The following is a 19,425-nucleotide window of genomic DNA, read 5'->3' as shown; positions in this document are numbered from 1 at the left end:
AGCACCCACTCGCCCCTTCGCGCTGGCGATGAAGTCCGCGGCCCTCGTCTACGGGACCAGTGCCTATTTGATCTTTCTGGGCACGTTCCTCTATGCCATCGGCTTCGTCACGCAATATATCGTGCCCAAGACCATCGACACCGGCGCGCCGACCTCGCTAACCAACGCGCTCGCCATCAATCTGCTGTTGCTATCGACCTTCGCGGTTCAGCATAGCGGCATGGCGCGGCAGGGGTTCAAGCGGCTGTTCGCGCGCTGCGCTTCGCCGGTCATCGAGCGCTCCAGCTACGTGCTACTGGCAAGCCTGACGCTCTTGCTGCTGTTCTGGCAATGGCAACCGATTCCGACGGTCATCTGGAACATCGAGTCTCCCGCCTTGGCCGGGCTCGTGATTGCGGGCGAGTTCCTGGGCTGGCTGATTGTGCTCTACAGCACATTCCTCATCAGCCATTTCGAACTGTTCGGCTTGACACAGGTTATCAGCCATTTCGCCGGCCGGCTCACCGCGCCCGTCAAGTTCAAGACGCCGGGCCTGTATCGCCTCATCCGCCACCCGATCTATCTGGGGTTCATCATCGCCTTCTGGTCGACACCGGTGATGACGCTCGGACACCTGATGTTCGCATCAGTGACAACGGCCTATATCTTCGTCGGCATCTGGCTCGAGGAGCGCGATCTGGTGGCGCTCTTCGGCGACGAGTACCGAAAGTATCGGGAGCGCGTCGCGATGCTGTTGCCGGGCCTTTTCTGAACAGATTGGAAAGGCACCATCGTGACCGGACAGGATTTGATCGATCGTGCAAAAGCCTTCGTCGCGGCAGTCGCCGCGGCGAAGCCCCGCCAGACCGTCGAGGCCTTTTATGCCGATGATATCGTGCAGGAGGAATTTCCAAACCTTCTCCTGCCGCAGGGCGCAGTGCGCGATTTCATCAACTTGCGAGCGTCTTACGACAGATCCCGTTACATCCTTGCCTCGCAATCGTTCGAAATCGTCAACGCCCTTGCGTCAGGCAATTGCGTGGTGATGGAGACGATCTGGACTGCAACACTGGCGGTCGGCGTCGGCAAGCTTGCTCCCGGCGACACTATGCGCGCCCGTTTTGCGCAGTTCTTCGAATTCCGTGACGGGCTGATCTTCAGGATTCGCAACTACGATTGTTTCGAGCGAATCTAGTCCGTAGGGTGAGTTACGCCTGTCGACTGCGCTTCGCACGGCCGAAAGGCTAATCCACCCTGCAGGCCGTCATGCCAACCGTTCAATCACCAGATCGAGCAGCGCGCGCAGGCGCGCCAGGCGCCGGAGATCGCGGTGATAGCCGACATAGGTGTCGCGGCCGGGCGGCGTGGCGCCGATGTCGAGCGCGACGAGACGGCGGTCGCGATCGCCGAGGGGGCGTGGCAGCACGGCGAACCCGCCGCCGCCGGCACACAGCTCCGCCTGCGCCTGCCGGTTGTTGCTGCGCGAGGCGATCTCCGCATTCGGCAGCGTGCGCTTCAACCAGATCGCATCTGGCATGTCGCCGAATTCGGCATTCATGGTGACGACGCGGGCGCCGCTGCCGTCGCCGGCGCGCGGCGGCTTGCTGCCCTTCCTGCCATACAGCGCGTAGGGAATGTGGAGCAGTTTTCTCGAGATCACCTCGGGCTCACTGAACGGCTTGATGCGGAAGACGAGATCGGCCTCGCGCCGCGGCAGGCTGTAGAGACGGGCATCGGTCAGGAGCTCGACGGTCACCTTGGGATGGCGCTTGCCGAAGGCGGCGATCACCGGCGACAGCATCACCGTGCCGAACCAGTCCGACGACGACAGGCGTAGCATGCCGTCAAGCTGCGTCTCCGCACCCGAGGCGTGGCGCTGAAGCGCGAGCGCCTCCTCCTCGATCCGCTCGGCGTGGCGCAGCACGGCGGCGCCCTCGTCGGTCAGCACAAATCCATCGGCGGTGCGCTGGAACAGCGTTTGTCCCAGCGCGGTTTCGAGCGCGCGAAGCCGCCGCCCCATCGTCGGCTGGGTCTGGCCGATCTTGCGTGCGGCAGCTCCGAGCGTGCCTTCGCGCACAATCGCCAGGAAGATGCGCAGATCGCTCCAGTCCATCGAAATCCCCTCATACATAAATGCACGATCATCGTACATCCTTGTTTATTTCCATGCAAAAATTCATGGGCATATTGGAGGCCAACAACGGAGCAAGACGATCATGACGAGACAATCGACGATGCGGGCTGCGATCCTGGAGACCCACAACGCGCCGCTGCGCCTCTCAACCGTCTCCACGCCCGAGGCCGGGCCGCGCGAGGTGCTGGTGCGGGTGCATGCGAGCGGGGTCAATCCGCTCGACACCAAGATTCATGCCGGCGCGGCGGCGCATGCGCGCCATCCGCTGCCCGCCATTCTCGGAATCGATCTCGCCGGCGTGGTCGAGCAGACCGGGCGCGACGTGACGCGGTTCAAGCCGGGCGACGAGGTCTATGCCATGACCGGCGGCGTCGGCGGCGTGCCGGGATCGCTCGCCGAGTTCGCCGCGGTCGATGCCGACCTGCTGGCGCCCAAGCCCGCCAATCTCAGCATGCGCGAAGCGGCCGCCCTGCCGCTGATCTTCATCACGGCCTGGGAAGGCCTGATCGATCGCGCGGCGCTGAAGGCCGGCCAGAAGGTTTTGATTCACGGCGGTGCCGGCGGCGTCGGCCATGTCGCGATCCAAATCGCGCGCGCCATCGGAGCAGACGTGTTCGCGACCGGCTCGGCAGCGCAGCGCGCCACCATCGAAGGCTTTGGCGCTGTGTTCATCGACCGCGGCACTGCGATCGAAGCTTACGTTGCAGAGCATACCGGCGGCCGCGGCTTCGACATCGTCTACGACACCGTCGGCGGCAAGGTGCTCGATGCCTCCTTCGAAGCCGTGCGCCGTTTTGGCCATGTGGTGAGCGCGCTGGGCTGGGGCACGCACGCGCTTGCGCCGCTGTCGTTCCGCGCCGCCAGCTATTCCGGTGTGTTCGCGCTGCTGCCGCTGCTATCAGGCGAAGGCCGCGCGCATCACGGTGAGATCATGGCGGAAGCGACGCGCCTGGTTGAAGCCGGCAAGCTCGCGCCGCTGGTCGATGCAAGGCGCTTCACGCTGGAAAGTGTTGGTGATGCCTACGCTCTGATCCGGGATCACGCCGCCAAGGGCAAGCTGGTCGTCGACATCTGAGGTGAGGCTCGTAGCCCGGATGGAGCTGTCTGCTGCTCCCGCCGCTAGTCCTCGCTGGCCGCCGCGGAGCGATTGCGCAAGTAAGCCTGCGACAACAGGAAGAACAGTGCGCGCTCGCCATGATACTTGGCGGACGGCCGGGTGCGCTCGAAGCCATCGGCAAATATCTTGCCGGACTGGCACACCTGCCATCGCCAGCCAAACCGCTTACGCCTGGTGATGATCACTTCAAACATGCCGACGGGCTTGGTCCCCTGCTTCTGCCGGTCTCGCAAGTCATGCGCCTGCTCCGGCCTCCCCCGTTAGACGGATGCCCGACATATAGCGCAGCAGGACGGAAAGAGAATAAAATTGATTATCGGAAATCCGTATCTTCCACCGGCTATGACGAAGTCGCGACGCTTGCGGAATAAGCCTGTGCTGGCGGTGTTAATCGCTTCCTTCAACGCTGCTTGCAACGCTGCTTGCTAGCGCTGGCAAAGGTATTCAAGTCGGAACACAAGACGCGTATGCCCGGTAAGCGAACGCTCACCGGGCATTCACGCCGCAGCTCAGCGGCCGACTCGCGCCTGGAGATGCGCAGGATAGCGGTCGCCCTGCACGGCGACCTTGGACAGCGCCCCTGCAATTGCAGTGAGATCCGCGTCCGACAGCGTCACCGCAGCCGCGCCGAGATTTTCCTCGAGCCGGTGCAGCTTGGTGGTGCCGGGGATCGGCACGATCCACGGCTTCTGCGCGAGCAGCCAGGCCAACGCGATCTGCGCCGGCGTCGCTTTCTTCATTGCGGCGATCTCGCCAAGCAGATCGACGAGGGTCTGATTGGATTTGCGTGCGCTGGATGAGAAGCGCGGCACGATGTTGCGGAAGTCGCTCGCATCGAACGTCGTGCTCTCGGTGATCGCGCCGGTCAGAAAGCCCTTGCCGAGCGGGCTGAACGGAACGAAGCCGATGCCGAGCTCTTCCAGCGTCGGCAGGATCTCCTGCTCCGGCTCGCGCCACCACAGCGAATACTCGCTTTGCAATGCGGTCACGGGCTGCACCGCATGGGCGCGGCGAATGGTCTGCGCACCCGCTTCCGACAGGCCAAAATGCAGCACCTTGCCGGCCTGGATCAGGTCCTTGACCGCGCCCGCGGTCTCCTCGACCGGCACGTCGGGATCGACGCGGTGCTGGTAGAACAGATCGATGCGATCGGTCTTGAGCCGCTTCAGGGCAGCCTCCGCCACCGCCTTGACGTTGGCGGGCCGGCTGTCGAGCCCGGCCTCGACCTTGCCGCCCTTGAAACCGAACTTGGTGGCGATCACGACCTTGTCGCGGAATGGCTGAAGCGCCTCGCCGAGCAGCTCCTCGTTGGCAAAGGGCCCATAGGCCTCGGCGGTGTCGAAGAAGGTCACACCGCGCGCGACGGCGGTCCTGATCAGCGCGATCGCCTGCGACGTCTCGGTCGCCGGGCCATAGCCGTAGCTCAGGCCCATGCAGCCGAGGCCGAGGGCCGAGACCTCGAGGCCGCTCTTGCCCAGTTTTCGCATCTGCATCGTCAGCTCTCCCTAGAGTTCATGTTCGGCAGCGAATTTAGGCCACGCGCCGGCCTGCGATTAGATGATAAAAGCTGTATGTACTGATGAGATGGATTCATGAATGACCCGCACCAACGTCAATGACCTCCTGGCCTTCCTTGCGGTCGCGCGCGAGCGCAGCTTTACCCGCGCGGCAGCCCAGCTCGGCGTGTCGCAGTCGGCGCTCAGCCACACTGTGCGCGGCCTGGAGGAACGGCTAGGCCTGCGGCTGCTCACCCGCACCACCCGCAGCGTCGCGCCAACGGAAGCGGGCGAACGTCTGCTCCGCAATGTCGGGCCGCGCTTTGCGGAGATCGACGCAGAGCTGTCGGCGCTGACCGCGCTCCGCGAGACGCCGGCGGGCACGATCCGCATCACCACCGGCGAGCACGCCGCACAGACGGTGCTGTGGCCGGCGCTCGCAAAGCTGCTGCCGCGCTACCCCGATATCAAGGTCGAGCTCGTCGTCGACTATGGCCTGACCGACATCGTCGCCGAGCGCTACGACGCCGGCGTACGCCTCGGCGAGCAGGTCGCCAGGGACATGATCGCGGTGCGGATCGGGCCGGAGATGCGCATGGCCGTGATCGGCGCACCCGCCTATTTCGCCGCGCGGGGCAAGCCGAAGCTGCCGCAGGATCTCACCGAGCATAATTGCATCAACCTCCGCCTGCCGACCTATGGCGGGATCTATGCCTGGGAATTCGAGAAGCGCGGCCGCGCCATGAAGGTGCGGGTCGACGGCCAGCTCGTGTTCAACACCGGCCTGCTCAGGATGAATGCCGTGCTGGCGGGGCTTGGTCTTGCCTATATCCCCGACGATCTCGTGAAGCGCGAGATCGCCGACGGCCGGCTGATCCGCGTGCTCGCCGACTGGTGCGCACCGTTTGCGGGCTATCACCTCTATTATCCGAGCCGTCGGCAGCCAACGCCGGCGTTCGCCATGCTGGTGGAGGCGCTGCGCTATCGGAAGTGAGGGGGGCGGCTCTCCTCCTCGTCATTGCGAGCGCAGCGAAGCAATCCAGAATCTTTCCGCGGAGGTACTCTGGATTGCTTCGCTGCGCTCGCAATGACGGTGAGGAAACAGCTGCGCGTCGAAACTGCGCTCTCGTGCCCCGGACGCGGCGCAGCGCTCCTTCAGCGGTGCGCCGCTGAGCCGGGGCCCATCTATCGAGATATGTGCTTGTGGCTTCCTTGGTACCGGCTCTGCGGAGCGGCATTGCATGCCGCACCGCGTCCGGGACACGAGACTAGCGCGCGACCACTTCGACTTCGCCGTCGACGCCGTTGACGACGTTGAAGCCGCGCTCGTAGACCTTGCCCTCGTTCTTGGCGATGGCGCGGTATTCGCCTTCGGAGAGCACGACGCGCGGGAAGGCGCCGATCGATTCCTTGATGACGTCGCCGCCGGGGGTCAGCACCGACCAGGCGGTGTTGGCGAGCGCCTCGCCGCCCCTGTCGCTGACGAGCTTGAGCGTGATCACGGCGGCGCGGTGGGTGATGGTGACGTCGGTGAGCTTGCCGGCCTGGACGCGGATATCCGAGCGCACCACCGAATTGGCGTCGCCATAATTGGAGATGATGTAGTAGGTGCCCTCCGGGATCAGCACGACGTCGCCGGCGGCGACGTTCGGCACCAGCGAGGCGCGCTCGCCGGATTCGAACTGGCTGCCCTTGTAGATCGCGAACGAGATCTGGTTCTGCGGAATGCGGCTGGTGCCGACGCGGCCCTCGATGCGCAGGCCGCCGGCCGGCAGCACGAAGGATTCGCGGTCGGTCTCGGCCTTCAGGCTGACGGTGCGCACCGCGCTGACGAGGCCGAAGGCGACGTGCACGACGTAATTGCCCGGCGGCAGCACGATGTTCGGCGTGGCGTTCCGATCCTCGCGGATCAGCTTGAAGGTGCCGTTCTCGTCAGGACGGTCGGCAAACACGCGCCAGACCAGGCCGCTGGTGATCGCGGGTGTGTCCTTGCCGTATTTCGCGGTCAGCGACAGAACGCCCTGGCCGGGCACGGCCGCGTTGAGCGGCGGGGCCGCCGGCACGGTGCTGACCGCAGGCGGGGGCATGCTGGGCGTGTTCGGCTGCAGCAGGGTCGGCGGCAGGCTCGGCGGGGCAGCGCCCGGGCCGGAGGGGGGCGCGAGGCTGACGGCGCCGCCCGGATCGGGCACCGAGGCAGGCGGCACCGGGGGCGGCCGATCGGAGAAAAGCTGCGCCCGCGCTGCATTTTGACCAAGGATATAGAGGCAGGCAGCAAGGATCAGCGTCGGCAGCAGTGATGTGCTGCGCCGCCATCCGATGATGCCGTCACCCCCGAGAGTCATGCCACCTGCTTTTCACCGAAAACGCGGCAAATTCAAGCCTCCGAATCCCCGGGGAATACGGCCGGATACAGTTCTTTGGAACCCGGTTGACGCCTGCGTGATTAAACGGGAGGCAGCCGCTCCTCGCCACACTCCTGCCCCCTGCTTCCCGAACGGTATAAACCATGCTTTGCCCTCGTTCTGGCGGAGCGGAAGTACGGCGCCTACTCTGCTGTGAGGGCTGGCCCGGGGTAGGAGGGTTTCGGTGCTTGATATCTTGAAGGGTCGGGGCGCGAACGGCTCCAATGGAGAGAAGGTCGGTCTTGGTAGCGTGCGACGGCCGGTCATTGGCCTGGCGCTCGGCGGTGGCGCGGCGCGCGGCTTTGCGCATATCGGCATCCTCAGAACCCTGGCCGCCAATGGCATCGTGCCTGACGTCGTGGTCGGCACCTCGATCGGCGCCGTGGTCGGCGGCCTCTATGCGGCCGGCCGGCTCGATACGCTACAGGAGTGGGGACGCAGCCTGCAGGGGATGCGCAACATCCTCGGCTATCTCGACATCCGACTGAGCGGCTCCGGCCTGATCGGCGGTGAGAAGCTGGCAACCCGGCTCGAGGACGCGGTCGGCCAGACCCTGATCGAGGATCTTCCGATCAAGTTCGCCGCCGTCGCGACCGAGGTCCGTACCGGCCACGAGATCTGGCTGACGCGCGGCCGCGTGGTCGACGCCATGCGCGCCTCCTACGCCCTGCCCGGCATATTCTCGCCCGTCCTGATCGGCGACCGCTGGCTGGTCGACGGCGCGCTGGTGAATCCGGTGCCGGTCTCGGCCGCCCGCGCGCTCGGTGCCGAAATCGTCATTGCCGCAAATCTTTCCAGCGACATCTTCACCCATTCCACGACGATCTATTCGCACGGCGCGGTGCCCGAGACGGTCCCGCCGGCGGCCGAAGCGACCACGGCGAAGCGGCGCTTTCCGCGATTGTTCTCGCCCGAGAAAACCATGAAGCGCGAGTTCTTCGGCGGCGCCGGACGGCCAGGCATCTCCTCGGTGATGGTCGACGCCTTCAACATCATGCAGGACCGCATTACCCGCGCGCGCCTCGCCGGCGATCCGCCCGATCTCCTGATCACGCCGCGGGTCGGTCATTTCGGCTGGTTCGACTTCCACCGCGGCGAGGATCTGATCGCGCACGGCACCCGCGCCGCCGAGCGCGCGCTGGAGTCGATCCAGGAGGCGATCGAGGTGCTCGCGCCAGCGCCAGCGGGCAGCGCGCCCAAAACCGGCGAGCCCAAGGCAGACGAGTGAGGCCGACGAGTAAGGCCGCTCAGGCCGTCTTGATATAGTCGCGCAGGGCTTCCTGCTCGGCCTCGTATTCCTGGACGCGGCGCTTGACGATGTCGCCGATCGAGATCAGGCCGACCACCTTGCCATCGTCGACGACCGGCAAATGGCGGAACTTGCCGGTGGTCATCGTCTCCATGAGCTCGGCGACCGTGTCGGTCTCCTTGCAGGTCACCACCTTGCGGGTCATGACCTGGGAGACCGGCTCCTCCAGCGCGCCGGCGCCGCGCTCGCCGATCACGCGCACGATGTCGCGCTCGGACAGGATGCCTTCGAGCCGGCTCTGGTTCATCACCAGCACCGCGCCGATCTTCTTCTCGCCGAGCAGTTTGACCGCGGCAGCCAGCTTGGCGTCGGGCTCGACGCTCATGATCTGGTGGCCCTTGGTGTTGAGAATGGAACGTACCGTCATTGTCGGCCTCCCTGAATCGGATCCGTCCGCATTTCGCGGACCGGACTTGTTCGTCGAGTCTTCAACTAACAGTTTAGGCGCCGGTTGCACGCTGAGGCGCTTTGCGAAGCATCGCCGCTAGCGGCTTGTCGCTTCGGAACATTCTTCTCGGGAATGATGGATGAATTCGGGCGGCGCCGCAAGCGGCGCTTCAAATGCGGTTTGAAATGTCCTGTGATGACGCATCCGCAGCATCGTTTCGCACGCGCGGCACGGGATCGAACAGCGCGAACAGCAGAAGGCCCGCGAAGAAGCCGCCGATATGTGCCTGCCAGGCGACGCTCGTGGTTTCGGAATCGACGCCGATCGCGCCGACGCCGAAGATGATGTTGACGCCGAACCAGACGGCGAGGAAGCCGACCACCCGCCCGTCGCGCAGTGCGCGCGACAGTGGCAGTGCCGGAACCTTTGCGGCGGTATCGGCGTCTGATCGGCTGAACGACAGGAAGCTGCCGCGGACAAAGGCAAAGCGGATCGCCGCCGCCATCGCGCCGGACACCGAGGCCGAGGCGCCGATCATCGGCGCCACCGCGTGCTCATGGGTGACGAGATGGGCGAGCGCGCCGGCCGCTGCCGTCACCGCGAGAAACAGGAAGAACCTGATCGCGCCGAAGCGCCGCGCCAGCGCGCTGCCAAACGGCAGCAGCCACAGCACATTGAAGCCGAGATGGGTCAGATTGGCGTGCAGCAGCGAATAGGTGACGAAAGTCCAGACCTTGGCGCCGGCCCCGCCGGGGATCTGCAGGTTGAGCAGCGAGGAATCATAGCGCTTCGGGATGAAGCCGAAGACGTCGATGGTCCAGTTCTCGAGCTCCGGCGGCAGCAGCACCCGCAGATGGATCACCGCCAAAAGGAGGATATAGGCGGTCAGCGCGACCGGCAGCGTCAGGATCGGCTCGCGCGGAGCTTCCTCGACAACGGCCGGTATCTCCGGCGGAGAATCTTGCGGGGAATCCAAGGCAGCTTCGCTTTCAGGCGCGATCGGAGCGACAGGCTTAACGACAGGCCTTGGAGATAGTCGCCTTTGCCGGCCTTGCGCAAGTGCACAAAAGGAAAAGGCAGGGCCCTGGGAAAGCCCTGCCTGTCCGTGTCGGTCTTCCGGTACCCAGAGGAATAAGGTGTATCCCCACCCCTCCCCGCGGCCCGCGACCAAACTGTTTGACGCCCGTGTACAGGCCCCGCCGAGAACCTGGATGAAAGCGGCGAGGCTTGCGACCGCGATCACCATAGCAGCGGCGCGCCGGACGGAAAGCGGATAGTTAATTTAACGTTAACGACGCAAAGACAGCCTCCGGGGGCCCGAAAACGCCTCCACGGCATGGACGCTGCAAATCCCCTCCTGCACAACAACGAAAGGGATCGCGGGTGCACTGAAGCGGGACAGGTTTGTCCCGCGAGCTAGCGCCCCGGGGTAAGCGTTCAGTCATGAAACATCCGTCGAGCCGCGCGTTCTTCGCGTATTGGGACAAGAAGCGCGGCACTGCGCGGGCCCCTGATCGGGCCGATATCGATCCGGCCGCGGTCCGCGGCCTGCTCGGCGATATCTTCGTGCTGTCCTGCGAGCAAAACCTCGGCTTCCCGTTCCGCGTCGCCGGCACGCGCGTCTGCGCGCTCGCGGGGCTCGACCTCAAGGACCAGAGCTTTGCGGCGCTGTTCACCGAGGCCAGCCGCAGCGAGATCGAGGAGATCACCACGATCGTCGCCGACGAGACGTTAGGTGCGATCGCCGGCGTCACCGCCGCGCGCGAGGATGGCAGCAAGGCGCATCTCGAGCTGCTGCTGCTGCCCTTCAACGCCCGCCCCCATACGCCGGTGAGTGTCACCGGCGTGCTCGCACCGTTCAACGACGAATGCGGCGCGTTGTCCGCATTCGCCCTCACCTCCTGGCGCTATCTGCATCAGCCGGAGAAGCTGCTGCCGCGCGCAATCCGCAAATTGCAGATCGCACGCGGGCTGATGGTGTATGAGGGGCTGAGGTAGTTTTCGTTTCGACGAGGGCGAACGCCGCGACCTCGATGCAGCCTCTCACCGGGATGACACAGCCATGTCCGACATCATCAGTTTCGGTACGCTTCAGCTCCGCTTCCTGCACAGCAAGGACGACACCGGCGGCAGCGTCGACATCTTCGAAATGACGCTCCAGCCGAATGCGCGGATGCCGATTCCGCATTATCACGACCGCTGGGACGAAACCATCTACGGGCTGTCCGGCGTATCGACCTGGACGATCGACGGCAAGCAGAACGATCTCGGCCCCGGAGAATCGGTCTTCATCAAGCGCGGCATCGTGCACGGTTTCACCAACCGTTCGACGGGACCGGCAACATGCCTGTGCATCCTGAGCCCCGGGGTGCTGGGCCCGCAATATTTCACGGAGATGGCCGCACTCCTGTCGGCCGGCGCGCCACCCGATCCCGCGAAGATGAAAGAGACGATGCTGCGCTACGGACTGGTGCCCGCGCCGGCAGCGTGAGCCAGGCTCGCGATCCATCATTGGAACCTTACCTGCTGCAGGACGTTTAGCTGTTTGCCGGGCATATGCCTGCACGGCAACGCGGCTCGGCCGGAGACGATGCGTTTGCTCGCCGCCGGGCTTCCGTCGAGGGGTGATTACCCGTGATGGAGCACGCGACCAGAGTTGGTAATCGCCTGTTAGCTGCATTACCGCCGGCCGACTTCGCTTTGCTTGCACCGTATCTCCGGAAAGTACCGCTCCAGCACGATGCAGTCCTGGTTCGATCGGGCGACCGGGTCGAGCACCTTTGCTTCCCGTGCAGCGGCGCGATCGCACTCATCATGGAGTTGCCGAACGGACAGACGGCCGCAACCGCCGTGATCGGCAACGACGGCGTCGTCGGCCTCATGACGGCGCTCGGCCCCGTGCGATCTCCCCTGACGGCGGTTGTCCGCGTGGCCGGGACCGCACTGCAGATCTCGCCCGCGCGATTTCAAGCGACGCTCGAACGCAGTCCCGCCCTCGCAAGCGCGGTTCAGATCGTCACCAGGGCGATGATGACGCAATTCCTGCACGTCGCGGCCTGCAATGCACTGCACTCCGTCGAGGCCCGCCTCGCCCGCTGGCTGCTTCACATTCACGATCGGACGGAGGGCAGTGGTGACGTCCTGCACCTGACGCAAGAGACGTTGTCGGAATTGCTCGGCGTCCGGCGGACCACCGTCACGCACGTCGTGAGCGCACTTCGAACCTCAAGGGCCCTGAAATCCAGTCGGCGCGGCCAACTCGAGATCGACAGGCCGCGACTCGAAGTCGTCGCCTGCGAGTGCTACAAGGTGATGAGCCGCAGGATCGATCGGATCGTCTCGCAGGATGCCGTCAGGCGGCTTCACACCGCGCCCGCGCGGAACGGCTGCCCGCCCCCGGACTTCCCGTTCGCCGAGACCGATTCATAGACCCAGGCCTCTCTGGCGAACCACTCGTGCGTCGCCGCGCACATCCCGCAATATGTGCGCGAAAAGAACACCGTACTGCACCGAAATCTTTCGCGATCCATCTCGATGCCCGTCGGAATGGCGTGGCCCGTTTCCGGGCATTTGATCATCACCATACCCATCCTGACTTCCTCCAGCTTGGCATCACCTCACGGCAAGGCTTCTCACGGCAAGGCTTCGCCGCCTCGGCTGGACCGCGTCCCTTCTGGCGAAGACGCTCGTCCAGCCGATCCACGCGGCCAGTCGCCTCGATTCAAGCAGCCCTATGCAGAACCCGGTTGAAGCTCTTCTTGATCGGCTCGGCCGTCTCGGTTGCGACCTTCTGGGCGAGGTCCCAAAGCTCCCGGTTTTGGCGAGAAGCCACTTCAAAGGTCTTGCGGCTGTGGGTGGTGGAGAGGTTCACGACATCCGCAAACGACCTCGCATCCGCAAGCTGGGACATGAACTCCAGCGCGGAGCTGGTATTGATGTTTGATATTTCGATGACCTTGGTGCCGTAATCGGCGGCACGCGTGGCATTGGTCGAACAGGCTTCACGGAGCGCTTCGGTGATCTCCTCGGAAGCCGCCCTCATCCGCTCCAAATTTGCCTTGGCCCGGGCGGCGCCCTGCTCGGCGAGATCGCCGAAGATCGCCTGGAAGTTGAAAAATGGCATGTCAAACCTGGGCATTGCACCGCCATTCGCCGTCCCATTCAGTGCAGTGGCGTTCGTCTCGGCTTTCAGATTGGCATCATTCATGGTCATTCATCCCCTCACGCGAAACCAGATAATGGATTGAAGACTCCCAGAAGCTCCCAGGTGCGGACCGCACCGGGAAACCAGTGCCCCTACTCTCAAATGGAGGGATGCTGCTGCCGATATGCCGCTTTCGCCCCCTGCCGGAACCAACTATGACCAACCAAAATCGGGCCTTCGGTTCGCTTTCGGACTCTCGACTTGAATAAATTCGATTCAAGCGACGGCGCGCCACGGGCGGCGTTTTTACTTCTTCGAAGTTGTCGCGATTACTCCCGCCAATTTGAGATCAGTCCGGCAGGCGGTTCGGAGGCGCCGGCGCCGGTAGCCTTCCTTGGGGTGCGCGGCGAGGATTCGGCCGTTTCCAGATGGCGCCCTGTCATTGCTTGATTGCGACTTGATGGAGCCGCTCCGCAGCGCACCGCATTGAACGATACGTCGCATCGCCAATGCGGCGCTGCGCTGCGTCCGAGGCACGAGACCGGTGGCATCCCGTCAATGTCAGACACCACCTCGCATTGCCGCGGCGGATTGTCAGCTCACGGCGTCGCCAGATGCCAGGCGCCGTTCAGAAAGCCGTCGCCGGTGATGTCGCCGGGCTTCTGGTCCTTGGCGAAGGTGTAGAGCGGCTTGCCCTTGTAAGCCCACTGCCTGGAACCGTCGTCGCGCGTGATGACGGTGTAGCCGTCGGCCGCGGCATCGCTCGCCTCGGCCTTCAGCACCGGCCAGTTTGTCGCACAAGGTCCGTTGCAGGCCGACTTGGCGTCCGCATCCTTGTCGAAGGTGTAGAGCGTCATGCCCTTGGCGTCGGTGAGCACGTTGCCCTTGTCGGTCTTGCCGGTCTTGGTCGGCGGCGCGGCGAAGGCAGCGGGGATGATGGCGAGCGATACGGCGAGCGTGAGCGCGAGGCGGATCGAGGACGTCATGGGTTCTCCTGTCATGCAATTGGCTTGCATGGGGTAGGACGCCGCGCAACGCTTCGTATTCCTGGGACGGTGGCAAAGATATTTTTCGCTGCGCGCATCGTCGCGACGGAATAAACTGGATTGGGTGAGACCGACCAACGGACCGACATGAGCAAGCCGCACTGGCGTCCCGCGCGCGCCTCCGACCTGGTCGCGATCAGCGCGATCGCAGCGCGGATCCATCCTGATCTTCCCGAGAGTCCCGACGTGTTCGCGGAGAAGATGCGGCTCTATCCTGATGGCTGCCGTCTGCTCATCGCCGACGAAGAGATCGCCGGCTACGGACTCGCGCATCCGTGGAGGCAGCACCGGATTCCGCCGCTCAACGGCTTCCTGCAACAACTGCCCGATGATGCGGATTGTCTCTACGTGCACGACGTCGCCGTGCTGCCCGATTTCCGCGGTGGCGTCGCGCGCGATTATATTGCCGATATCGAGAAGCTGGCGCGCGCATCACACATCACAACGCTCGCGCTGGTCTCGGTCTACGCCACACGGCCGTTGTGGGAGCATCTCGGCTTTCGAGCCGTCGCGGCGGATGCGGAGGCGCGCGCAAAGCTCGCCTCCTATGGCGAAGGCGCGACCTACATGCTTCGCGACCTCGCTGCGACATAACGTCCCCGCCCGGCTCACGCGGGCGTGAAGCCGTCCCTCGAACCGCCTTCGATCAGCCCCCGTCGAAGGTGTGCGCGGGCCGTTCCGGTCTCGCCGAATCGAGACTGGAGAATTTCCATGAAACTCACATTGTCGAAAGTTGCTTTGATTGCATTCGCTGCGGCGGCCGCGTTCAGCGCGACCAGTGCCAACGCGGCGCAGGTCCGGACCTATGGCTGCGATTCCGCCTTCTTCGAGGGCTGCGGTATCCTGGTCGAGACGCCGACCCCTGGCGGCAGAAGCCGCGTCAACCTCACTCACGACACCTCGCCCATCTACATGAAGCAGACCGACCCCCGCTACAGCTCGTCGATGCGCGATGCCGGCGGTGGCGGCGGAGGTGGTGGTGGTGGTGGTGGCGGCGGCGGCGGTGGCCGCTGAGTTCGCAGCTGACTTCTCAGATGATGTCGCCGGCGCAATCCGGCGGCATCATTGCAGTCTGCACGGTCAGGCGCAGTTCAGCCCCGATGCTTTTTCTTCGCCTTCTTTTTTCCAGGCGCGCCCTTCAACGGCCACGGCGTAACCGCCGGCTCGGCATGGCCAGGCTTGTTCTTGTGCTTCTTTTTCTTTCCGAACGAAGGAGCATCGTCGAATTTCGGCCTGCGCTCGCCGTGAGCCTTGTCTCGTGGCTTGAATCCGGCTGCATCGCGCGGGCGATCGTCGCGACGTTCACGATGATCGCTGTCGCCGCTCTCGCGCCGCGGCGGCTTTGACCGCTCTTCCGAAGGCGCCTGCCGCTGCGGCGCATCCGTCATCGGCTCGAGGCGGATATTGTCTTCCTTGTCCGGACGCTTGATCTTGGCAGCGAAGGATTCCGCGACCCGCTCGGAAATTTCGAACTCGGTCGTCGTGTCCATGATCTTGATGGCGCCGATGTCGCCCTTGTCGATGCCGCCGCGGCGGCAGATCATCGGCAAGAGCCAGCGTGCTTCCGCATTCTTTCTTCGTCCGATGTTGGCCCGGAACCAGACGCTGCCGTCCGCCATGCCGTGTTTCGCCGACGATTTTCCTGATTTGGGTCGGGCTCTTTCGGGGCGATCATCGCCGCGCGAAGTGCGGGCATCGTCGCGCGGTGCGCGGACATTGTCGCGACCGCGATCGTCGCGCGGCCGGCCGGCTCGCTCGCCGGGATCGATGATGTCTTCGGGAGACGGCAGCCGCGCGCGATAGAGCCGCGCGAGTGCGGCTGCGATATCCTCAGCCGACCGCTCGGCCAGCAGCGCCTGCGCCAGCACCAGATCGTCCGTGGTCGTCTCCTCGGTGAACAACACGTCCTTCATGCGGTCGTGATCGAGCTTGCGGATTTCCTCAGCTTGAGGCGCCGTTCCCCAGACCGCCTCGATCCCCGAGACATTCAGCAGCATTTCCGCACGTCGCCGCCGTACAGGCGGCACCAGCAGGACGCTCGTCCCCTTGCGGCCCGCCCGCCCGGTGCGGCCGGAGCGATGCTGCATCACCTCGGCGTCGTTGGGCAGATCGGCATGGATGACGAGATCGAGGCTCGGCAGGTCGATGCCGCGGGCGGCGACGTCGGTCGCCACACAGACGCGAGCGCGTCCGTCCCGGAGCGACTGCAGCGCCGTGGTCCGCTCGTTCTGCGTCAATTCGCCTGACAGCGCGACCACGGAGAAGCCGCGCTCCAGCAGCGCCGCCTGCAAATGCCTGACGTGATCGCGCGTGCTGCAAAACACCAGCGCGCTCGGCGCCTCGAAGAAGCGCAGCACGTTGACGACGGCATGTTCGACATCACCGGGGGCGACCCGGATGGCGCGGTACTCGATGTCGGCGTGACCGCCTTCATCGCCGGCGACCTCGATCCGAAACGCCTGCTGCTGATATTGCTTGGCCAGCGCCACGATACCGCGCGGAAACGTCGCCGAGAACAGCAACGTGCGGCGTGTCTCCGGCGTGGTCTTGAGGATGAATTCCATGTCCTCGCGAAAGCCGAGATTGAGCATCTCGTCGGCCTCATCGAGGACGACCACTTTCAATTCCGTGATGTCGAGACGGCCGCGACGCAAATGGTCGCACAACCGGCCGGGCGTGCCGACGACGATGTGAGCGCCCGCCGCAAGCTCGCGCTGCTCGCGCCGCGGATCCATGCCGCCGACGCAGGAGACGACCCGCCCGCCGGCATGCCCATACAGCCATGCCAGTTCGCGCTGAACCTGCAAGGCGAGCTCGCGGGTCGGCGCCACGATCAGGGCGAGCGGCGCCCCCGCCTGCTCGAACCGCTCGGCATCGCCAAACAGATCCTTGGCCATGGCGAGGCCATACGCGAGGGTCTTGCCGGAGCCGGTCTGGGCCGAAACCAGGAGGTCGCGGTCGGCGGCTTCGTCCGCGAGCACGGCGAGCTGGACGGGGGTGGGTGAATCATAGTTCCGCTCGGCCAAAGCGTGGGCGAGCGGCGGGGTCAGGGCCGGAAAAGACACGGGATGGAGAACCTTGGTTAATGTCAGGCGCGGAACGGTGAACCGGCGGACCTGAGTTGCGTGCGCGGCAAACAGCCCGGCCGCACGCTGGATGTGATCAGGGCGCTCTTTACGCCAAGTGCTCTGAAATCACCATGCCTATGATGCATGGCTTGACGGAAAGAACCGCGCCTGAAGGTTGCAGCGGCCTTTCGCGGCCACCTCCATTAACCTGAAGCCAACCGGCTTAGAGGGAACGACCGCGTGACGCCTTCCGCCAAACGCGCCTGCGGCGATTGCACGCTTTGCTGCAAGGTCATGGCCATCGAGGCGCTGGCCATACCGGCTGGAAGCTGGTGCCGGCACTGCAACCCGGCCAGAGCTGCGCGATCTATGCCGAACGCCCGGCCATCATGGGCCAGCGCATGATCCTCGTCACGCCGGACCGCGAGTTCGATCGCGGCATCGTCGGGCCGGACGAGCGGGTCGTGCGGGAGCTGGAGGGGACCAAGGTCGTCGGCGCGACGGTGGTGAAGGAACATCAGATCAGCCATGGCTGGTTGGTGAACGTCCCATCAGCCGATGCTAGATAGGTCCGGTGACCTGGCAGAGTTAAGTTCAGGCAAAGCAGCACGGGGAGCACGACGATGCGATTGGCAGTCATTTCTGATATCCACGGCAATCTCGCTGCGTTGGAAGCGGTGCTGGCCGACATCAAGGCGCGCGGCGTCGATCGTACGGTCAACCTCGGCGATTGCGTCACCAGCCCGCTGTGGCCAAAGGAAACTTTCGAGGCTCTCCAGTCGCTGTCGTTGCCGACGGTGCGCGGAAATCATGATCGCTGGATTGAGGAGTTTCCAGACGACAAGCTCTCGCCGGCAGGTCTGTTTGCGCGTAGCGCATTGACCGCGGAGCAGCGCCGCGCACTTCACAGCCTGCCCTCCCAAATACGGCTGGACGACGGGATCCTGGCCTGCCACGGCACACCCGACGACGATACGACGTGCCTGCTCGAAGAAGCGCTCGAGGACGGCCGCTTCGTGCCGGCGCGTCGCGACGTGCTGACCGCGCGCCTTTCGAGCGCGCCAACGGCGCGTGTCGTGCTGTGTGGTCACAGCCACCGCCAGGCGGCTGTTCAGGGCCCGGGCGACCGCCTGGTCCTCAATCCCGGCAGCGTTGGTTGCCCGGTGTTCGCGGACATTCCTTTTGCCGCAAACCTGGAGCATCGCTCGCCTCACGCCCGCTACGCGATCCTCACGAAACGAACAAGAGGCTGGCAAGTCGAACTGCTGGCCCTGGAATACGACTGGGAAGCCGCGTCCGCGCAGGCGCTCGCCAACGGCCGCCCGGAATGGGCGGAGGCCATGTTATCAGGACACGTCAAATAGCTGGCGTTGCCACGTCGGTTATTCGATCCCAAATCGTGCCTCACGAGAGAGCAACGGGGTGAAAGATGGCCGACAAGATATCACTTGCCGACAAACTCGCGACCTTTGGGGATTTCTGGTCGCCGCGCACGGTCACGACCTTCAACGATTGCGACGTGATGGTGGTGAAGGTGAAGGGCGAGTTCACCTGGCACAAGCACGATGACACCGACGATTTCTTTCTCGTCCTGAAAGGCAGTCTGGACATCGAATTGCGGGATCGCACGGTGACGCTCGGTCCGGGCGAACTCTATGTCGTGCCCAAAGGTGTCGAGCATCGCCCGGTGGCACGCGAGGAGGTTCACCTCCTGCTCATGGAGCCCACCGGCACCCCGAACACGGGCGACAAGGCCACCGCCGCAGCACGCAAGCTCGCATAGAGGACAACGCTTGGCGCGCGTCTAATCCCTGGAGGTCGCCAGCTTGCTGAAGCGGCCGACCAGCCTCGCCTTTACCCGTGCAACTGTGTCCCTCGCCGCGCGGCTCAGGGCGCGGATGGCGCGCCAGGCGTCGGTTGCCTGCAGCCACGCCTTCACCTCAGAGAACTTGCCGTACGCCCAGGCGAACGCCGGAATCCGCATCAGCTTGTCGCGCGTGAGATGGAACAGGCGCTCGACCAGCACGAGCTTGAGCAATTCGCCGACGATGAAAGTCACGGCGGCGCTCACGATCTGACCTGTTGCAGCGAGGTAGGCCGCCACCGGCTTGATCGGCTCCAGAATGATCACGGGCACGGAAAACAGGGCGAGCGAGGGATAAGGGGACAGCGACCTGATCCAGGTGCGCAACCACTTGAATTCGAAATGCCGCCCAATCCAGCGCGCCATTGGCCGCGCCACGGCCATGAAGACGGCATCCACCAGGAAGTAGATGGCCGCCAGGATGTAAGTAACGGGTTTCAGGATTCGCTTCACGATACCTCTCCCGTGAAGTGAAAGT

The 19,425-nt window shown here is 64.6% G+C and carries 23 protein-coding genes; 13 read left to right on the top strand and 10 right to left on the bottom strand.

Annotation, left to right across the window (positions count from 1 at the left end; all coding sequences use genetic code 11):
* Nucleotides 1-28 precede the first annotated feature (28 nt).
* On the top strand, nt 29-751 hold the full coding sequence (gene mddA / locus ABIB99_RS06310; RefSeq protein ID WP_354175287.1) for a methanethiol S-methyltransferase: 723 nt from the start codon (nt 29-31) through the stop codon (nt 749-751).
* 21 nt (nt 752-772) lie between these two features.
* A complete protein-coding gene (locus tag ABIB99_RS06305; RefSeq protein ID WP_038944930.1) occupies nt 773-1,174 on the top strand; it encodes a nuclear transport factor 2 family protein in 402 nt (133 codons plus the stop codon).
* A gap of 69 nt (nt 1,175-1,243) precedes the next feature.
* Here ABIB99_RS06305 and ABIB99_RS06300 read toward each other — a convergent pair whose 3' ends face one another.
* A complete protein-coding gene (locus tag ABIB99_RS06300; protein WP_354175286.1) occupies nt 1,244-2,092 on the bottom strand; it encodes a LysR family transcriptional regulator in 849 nt (282 codons plus the stop codon).
* A gap of 103 nt (nt 2,093-2,195) precedes the next feature.
* Here ABIB99_RS06300 and ABIB99_RS06295 point away from each other — a divergent pair, with 103 nt between their 5' ends.
* The gene (locus ABIB99_RS06295) at nt 2,196-3,188 is read left to right on the top strand and encodes a zinc-dependent alcohol dehydrogenase family protein (RefSeq protein ID WP_354175109.1); all 993 of its coding nucleotides are present in this window, start codon (nt 2,196-2,198) and stop codon (nt 3,186-3,188) included.
* Nucleotides 3,189-3,232: 44 nt separating this feature from the next.
* Here the strand turns inward: ABIB99_RS06295 and ABIB99_RS06290 are convergent, their stop codons facing one another.
* Both ABIB99_RS06290 and ABIB99_RS06285 read right to left on the bottom strand, forming a co-directional pair.
* Nucleotides 3,233-3,463 carry a hypothetical protein gene (locus tag ABIB99_RS06290; RefSeq protein ID WP_014494328.1) on the bottom strand — a complete coding sequence of 77 codons (231 nt, stop codon included), beginning with the start codon at nt 3,461-3,463 and terminating at the stop codon, nt 3,233-3,235.
* Nucleotides 3,464-3,739: 276 nt separating this feature from the next.
* Nucleotides 3,740-4,723, bottom strand: a complete 984-nt coding sequence (locus ABIB99_RS06285) for an aldo/keto reductase (RefSeq protein ID WP_354175108.1) — start codon at nt 4,721-4,723, stop codon at nt 3,740-3,742.
* A 103-nt stretch (nt 4,724-4,826) separates the two neighbouring features.
* Here ABIB99_RS06285 and ABIB99_RS06280 point away from each other — a divergent pair, with 103 nt between their 5' ends.
* Nucleotides 4,827-5,720 (top strand): LysR family transcriptional regulator, encoded by an 894-nt coding sequence (locus ABIB99_RS06280; protein ID WP_354175107.1) that lies wholly within the window; start codon nt 4,827-4,829, stop codon nt 5,718-5,720.
* Between the two features lie 274 nt (nt 5,721-5,994).
* Here the strand turns inward: ABIB99_RS06280 and ABIB99_RS06275 are convergent, their stop codons facing one another.
* The gene (locus ABIB99_RS06275) at nt 5,995-7,068 is read right to left on the bottom strand and encodes an RgsD C-terminal domain-containing protein (RefSeq protein ID WP_063982501.1); all 1,074 of its coding nucleotides are present in this window, start codon (nt 7,066-7,068) and stop codon (nt 5,995-5,997) included.
* 244 nt (nt 7,069-7,312) lie between these two features.
* On the opposite strand from ABIB99_RS06275, the gene ABIB99_RS06270 reads away from it, so the two are divergent.
* Nucleotides 7,313-8,356: a patatin-like phospholipase family protein gene (locus ABIB99_RS06270; protein ID WP_354175106.1), complete on the top strand. Its 1,044-nt coding sequence runs from the start codon at nt 7,313-7,315 to the stop codon at nt 8,354-8,356.
* A 19-nt stretch (nt 8,357-8,375) separates the two neighbouring features.
* On the opposite strand, the gene ABIB99_RS06265 is transcribed toward ABIB99_RS06270, so the two are convergent.
* Together ABIB99_RS06265 and ABIB99_RS06260 are read right to left on the bottom strand one after the other, a co-directional pair.
* Complete coding sequence (locus ABIB99_RS06265; protein ID WP_071912650.1) at nt 8,376-8,804, bottom strand: CBS domain-containing protein; 429 nt, start codon at nt 8,802-8,804, stop codon at nt 8,376-8,378.
* Nucleotides 8,805-8,994: 190 nt separating this feature from the next.
* A complete protein-coding gene (locus tag ABIB99_RS06260; protein ID WP_354175103.1) occupies nt 8,995-9,801 on the bottom strand; it encodes a rhomboid family intramembrane serine protease in 807 nt (268 codons plus the stop codon).
* A 467-nt stretch (nt 9,802-10,268) separates the two neighbouring features.
* Between ABIB99_RS06260 and ABIB99_RS06255 the strand changes: the two genes are divergently transcribed.
* The 3 genes from ABIB99_RS06255 (at nt 10,269) to ABIB99_RS06245 (ending at nt 12,254) form a co-directional block, all read left to right on the top strand.
* Complete coding sequence (locus ABIB99_RS06255; RefSeq protein ID WP_041958462.1) at nt 10,269-10,823, top strand: PAS domain-containing protein; 555 nt, start codon at nt 10,269-10,271, stop codon at nt 10,821-10,823.
* A gap of 64 nt (nt 10,824-10,887) precedes the next feature.
* On the top strand, nt 10,888-11,316 hold the full coding sequence (locus tag ABIB99_RS06250) for a cupin domain-containing protein (RefSeq protein WP_028150261.1): 429 nt from the start codon (nt 10,888-10,890) through the stop codon (nt 11,314-11,316).
* A gap of 146 nt (nt 11,317-11,462) precedes the next feature.
* Nucleotides 11,463-12,254 (top strand): Crp/Fnr family transcriptional regulator, encoded by a 792-nt coding sequence (locus ABIB99_RS06245; protein WP_354175285.1) that lies wholly within the window; start codon nt 11,463-11,465, stop codon nt 12,252-12,254.
* A gap of 292 nt (nt 12,255-12,546) precedes the next feature.
* Here ABIB99_RS06245 and ABIB99_RS06235 read toward each other — a convergent pair whose 3' ends face one another.
* Both ABIB99_RS06235 and ABIB99_RS06230 read right to left on the bottom strand, forming a co-directional pair.
* The gene (locus tag ABIB99_RS06235) at nt 12,547-13,038 is read right to left on the bottom strand and encodes a phasin (RefSeq protein ID WP_354175102.1); all 492 of its coding nucleotides are present in this window, start codon (nt 13,036-13,038) and stop codon (nt 12,547-12,549) included.
* 530 nt (nt 13,039-13,568) lie between these two features.
* Nucleotides 13,569-13,955, bottom strand: coding sequence for a COG4315 family predicted lipoprotein (locus ABIB99_RS06230; protein ID WP_354120511.1), 387 nt, complete (start codon nt 13,953-13,955; stop codon nt 13,569-13,571).
* A 147-nt stretch (nt 13,956-14,102) separates the two neighbouring features.
* Between ABIB99_RS06230 and ABIB99_RS06225 the strand changes: the two genes are divergently transcribed.
* Nucleotides 14,103-14,609: a GNAT family N-acetyltransferase gene (locus ABIB99_RS06225; RefSeq protein WP_354175284.1), complete on the top strand. Its 507-nt coding sequence runs from the start codon at nt 14,103-14,105 to the stop codon at nt 14,607-14,609.
* Between the two features lie 117 nt (nt 14,610-14,726).
* On the top strand, nt 14,727-15,029 hold the full coding sequence (locus tag ABIB99_RS06220; RefSeq protein ID WP_354096240.1) for a hypothetical protein: 303 nt from the start codon (nt 14,727-14,729) through the stop codon (nt 15,027-15,029).
* A 77-nt stretch (nt 15,030-15,106) separates the two neighbouring features.
* Here ABIB99_RS06220 and ABIB99_RS06215 read toward each other — a convergent pair whose 3' ends face one another.
* The gene (locus ABIB99_RS06215) at nt 15,107-17,080 is read right to left on the bottom strand and encodes a DEAD/DEAH box helicase (RefSeq protein WP_354175101.1); all 1,974 of its coding nucleotides are present in this window, start codon (nt 17,078-17,080) and stop codon (nt 15,107-15,109) included.
* A 284-nt stretch (nt 17,081-17,364) separates the two neighbouring features.
* Between ABIB99_RS06215 and ABIB99_RS06210 the strand changes: the two genes are divergently transcribed.
* The 3 genes from ABIB99_RS06210 to ABIB99_RS06200 all read left to right on the top strand — a co-directional run bounded on the left by ABIB99_RS06210 (nt 17,365) and on the right by ABIB99_RS06200 (nt 18,866).
* Nucleotides 17,365-17,652: a hypothetical protein gene (locus ABIB99_RS06210; protein WP_354175100.1), complete on the top strand. Its 288-nt coding sequence runs from the start codon at nt 17,365-17,367 to the stop codon at nt 17,650-17,652.
* A gap of 54 nt (nt 17,653-17,706) precedes the next feature.
* Nucleotides 17,707-18,447: a metallophosphoesterase family protein gene (locus tag ABIB99_RS06205; RefSeq protein WP_063982494.1), complete on the top strand. Its 741-nt coding sequence runs from the start codon at nt 17,707-17,709 to the stop codon at nt 18,445-18,447.
* A gap of 65 nt (nt 18,448-18,512) precedes the next feature.
* A complete protein-coding gene (locus ABIB99_RS06200) occupies nt 18,513-18,866 on the top strand; it encodes a cupin domain-containing protein (RefSeq protein WP_354175099.1) in 354 nt (117 codons plus the stop codon).
* Between the two features lie 21 nt (nt 18,867-18,887).
* Here ABIB99_RS06200 and ABIB99_RS06195 read toward each other — a convergent pair whose 3' ends face one another.
* A complete protein-coding gene (locus ABIB99_RS06195) occupies nt 18,888-19,400 on the bottom strand; it encodes a hypothetical protein (RefSeq protein ID WP_354097537.1) in 513 nt (170 codons plus the stop codon).
* Nucleotides 19,401-19,425: the final 25 nt, after the last annotated feature.

It is taken from the genome of Bradyrhizobium sp. LA6.1 (genome assembly GCF_040547805.1).
In the GTDB taxonomy this organism is placed as follows: Bacteria; Pseudomonadota; Alphaproteobacteria; order Rhizobiales; family Xanthobacteraceae; genus Bradyrhizobium; species Bradyrhizobium barranii.
This window is presented reverse-complemented; position numbering and strand designations above follow the sequence as displayed.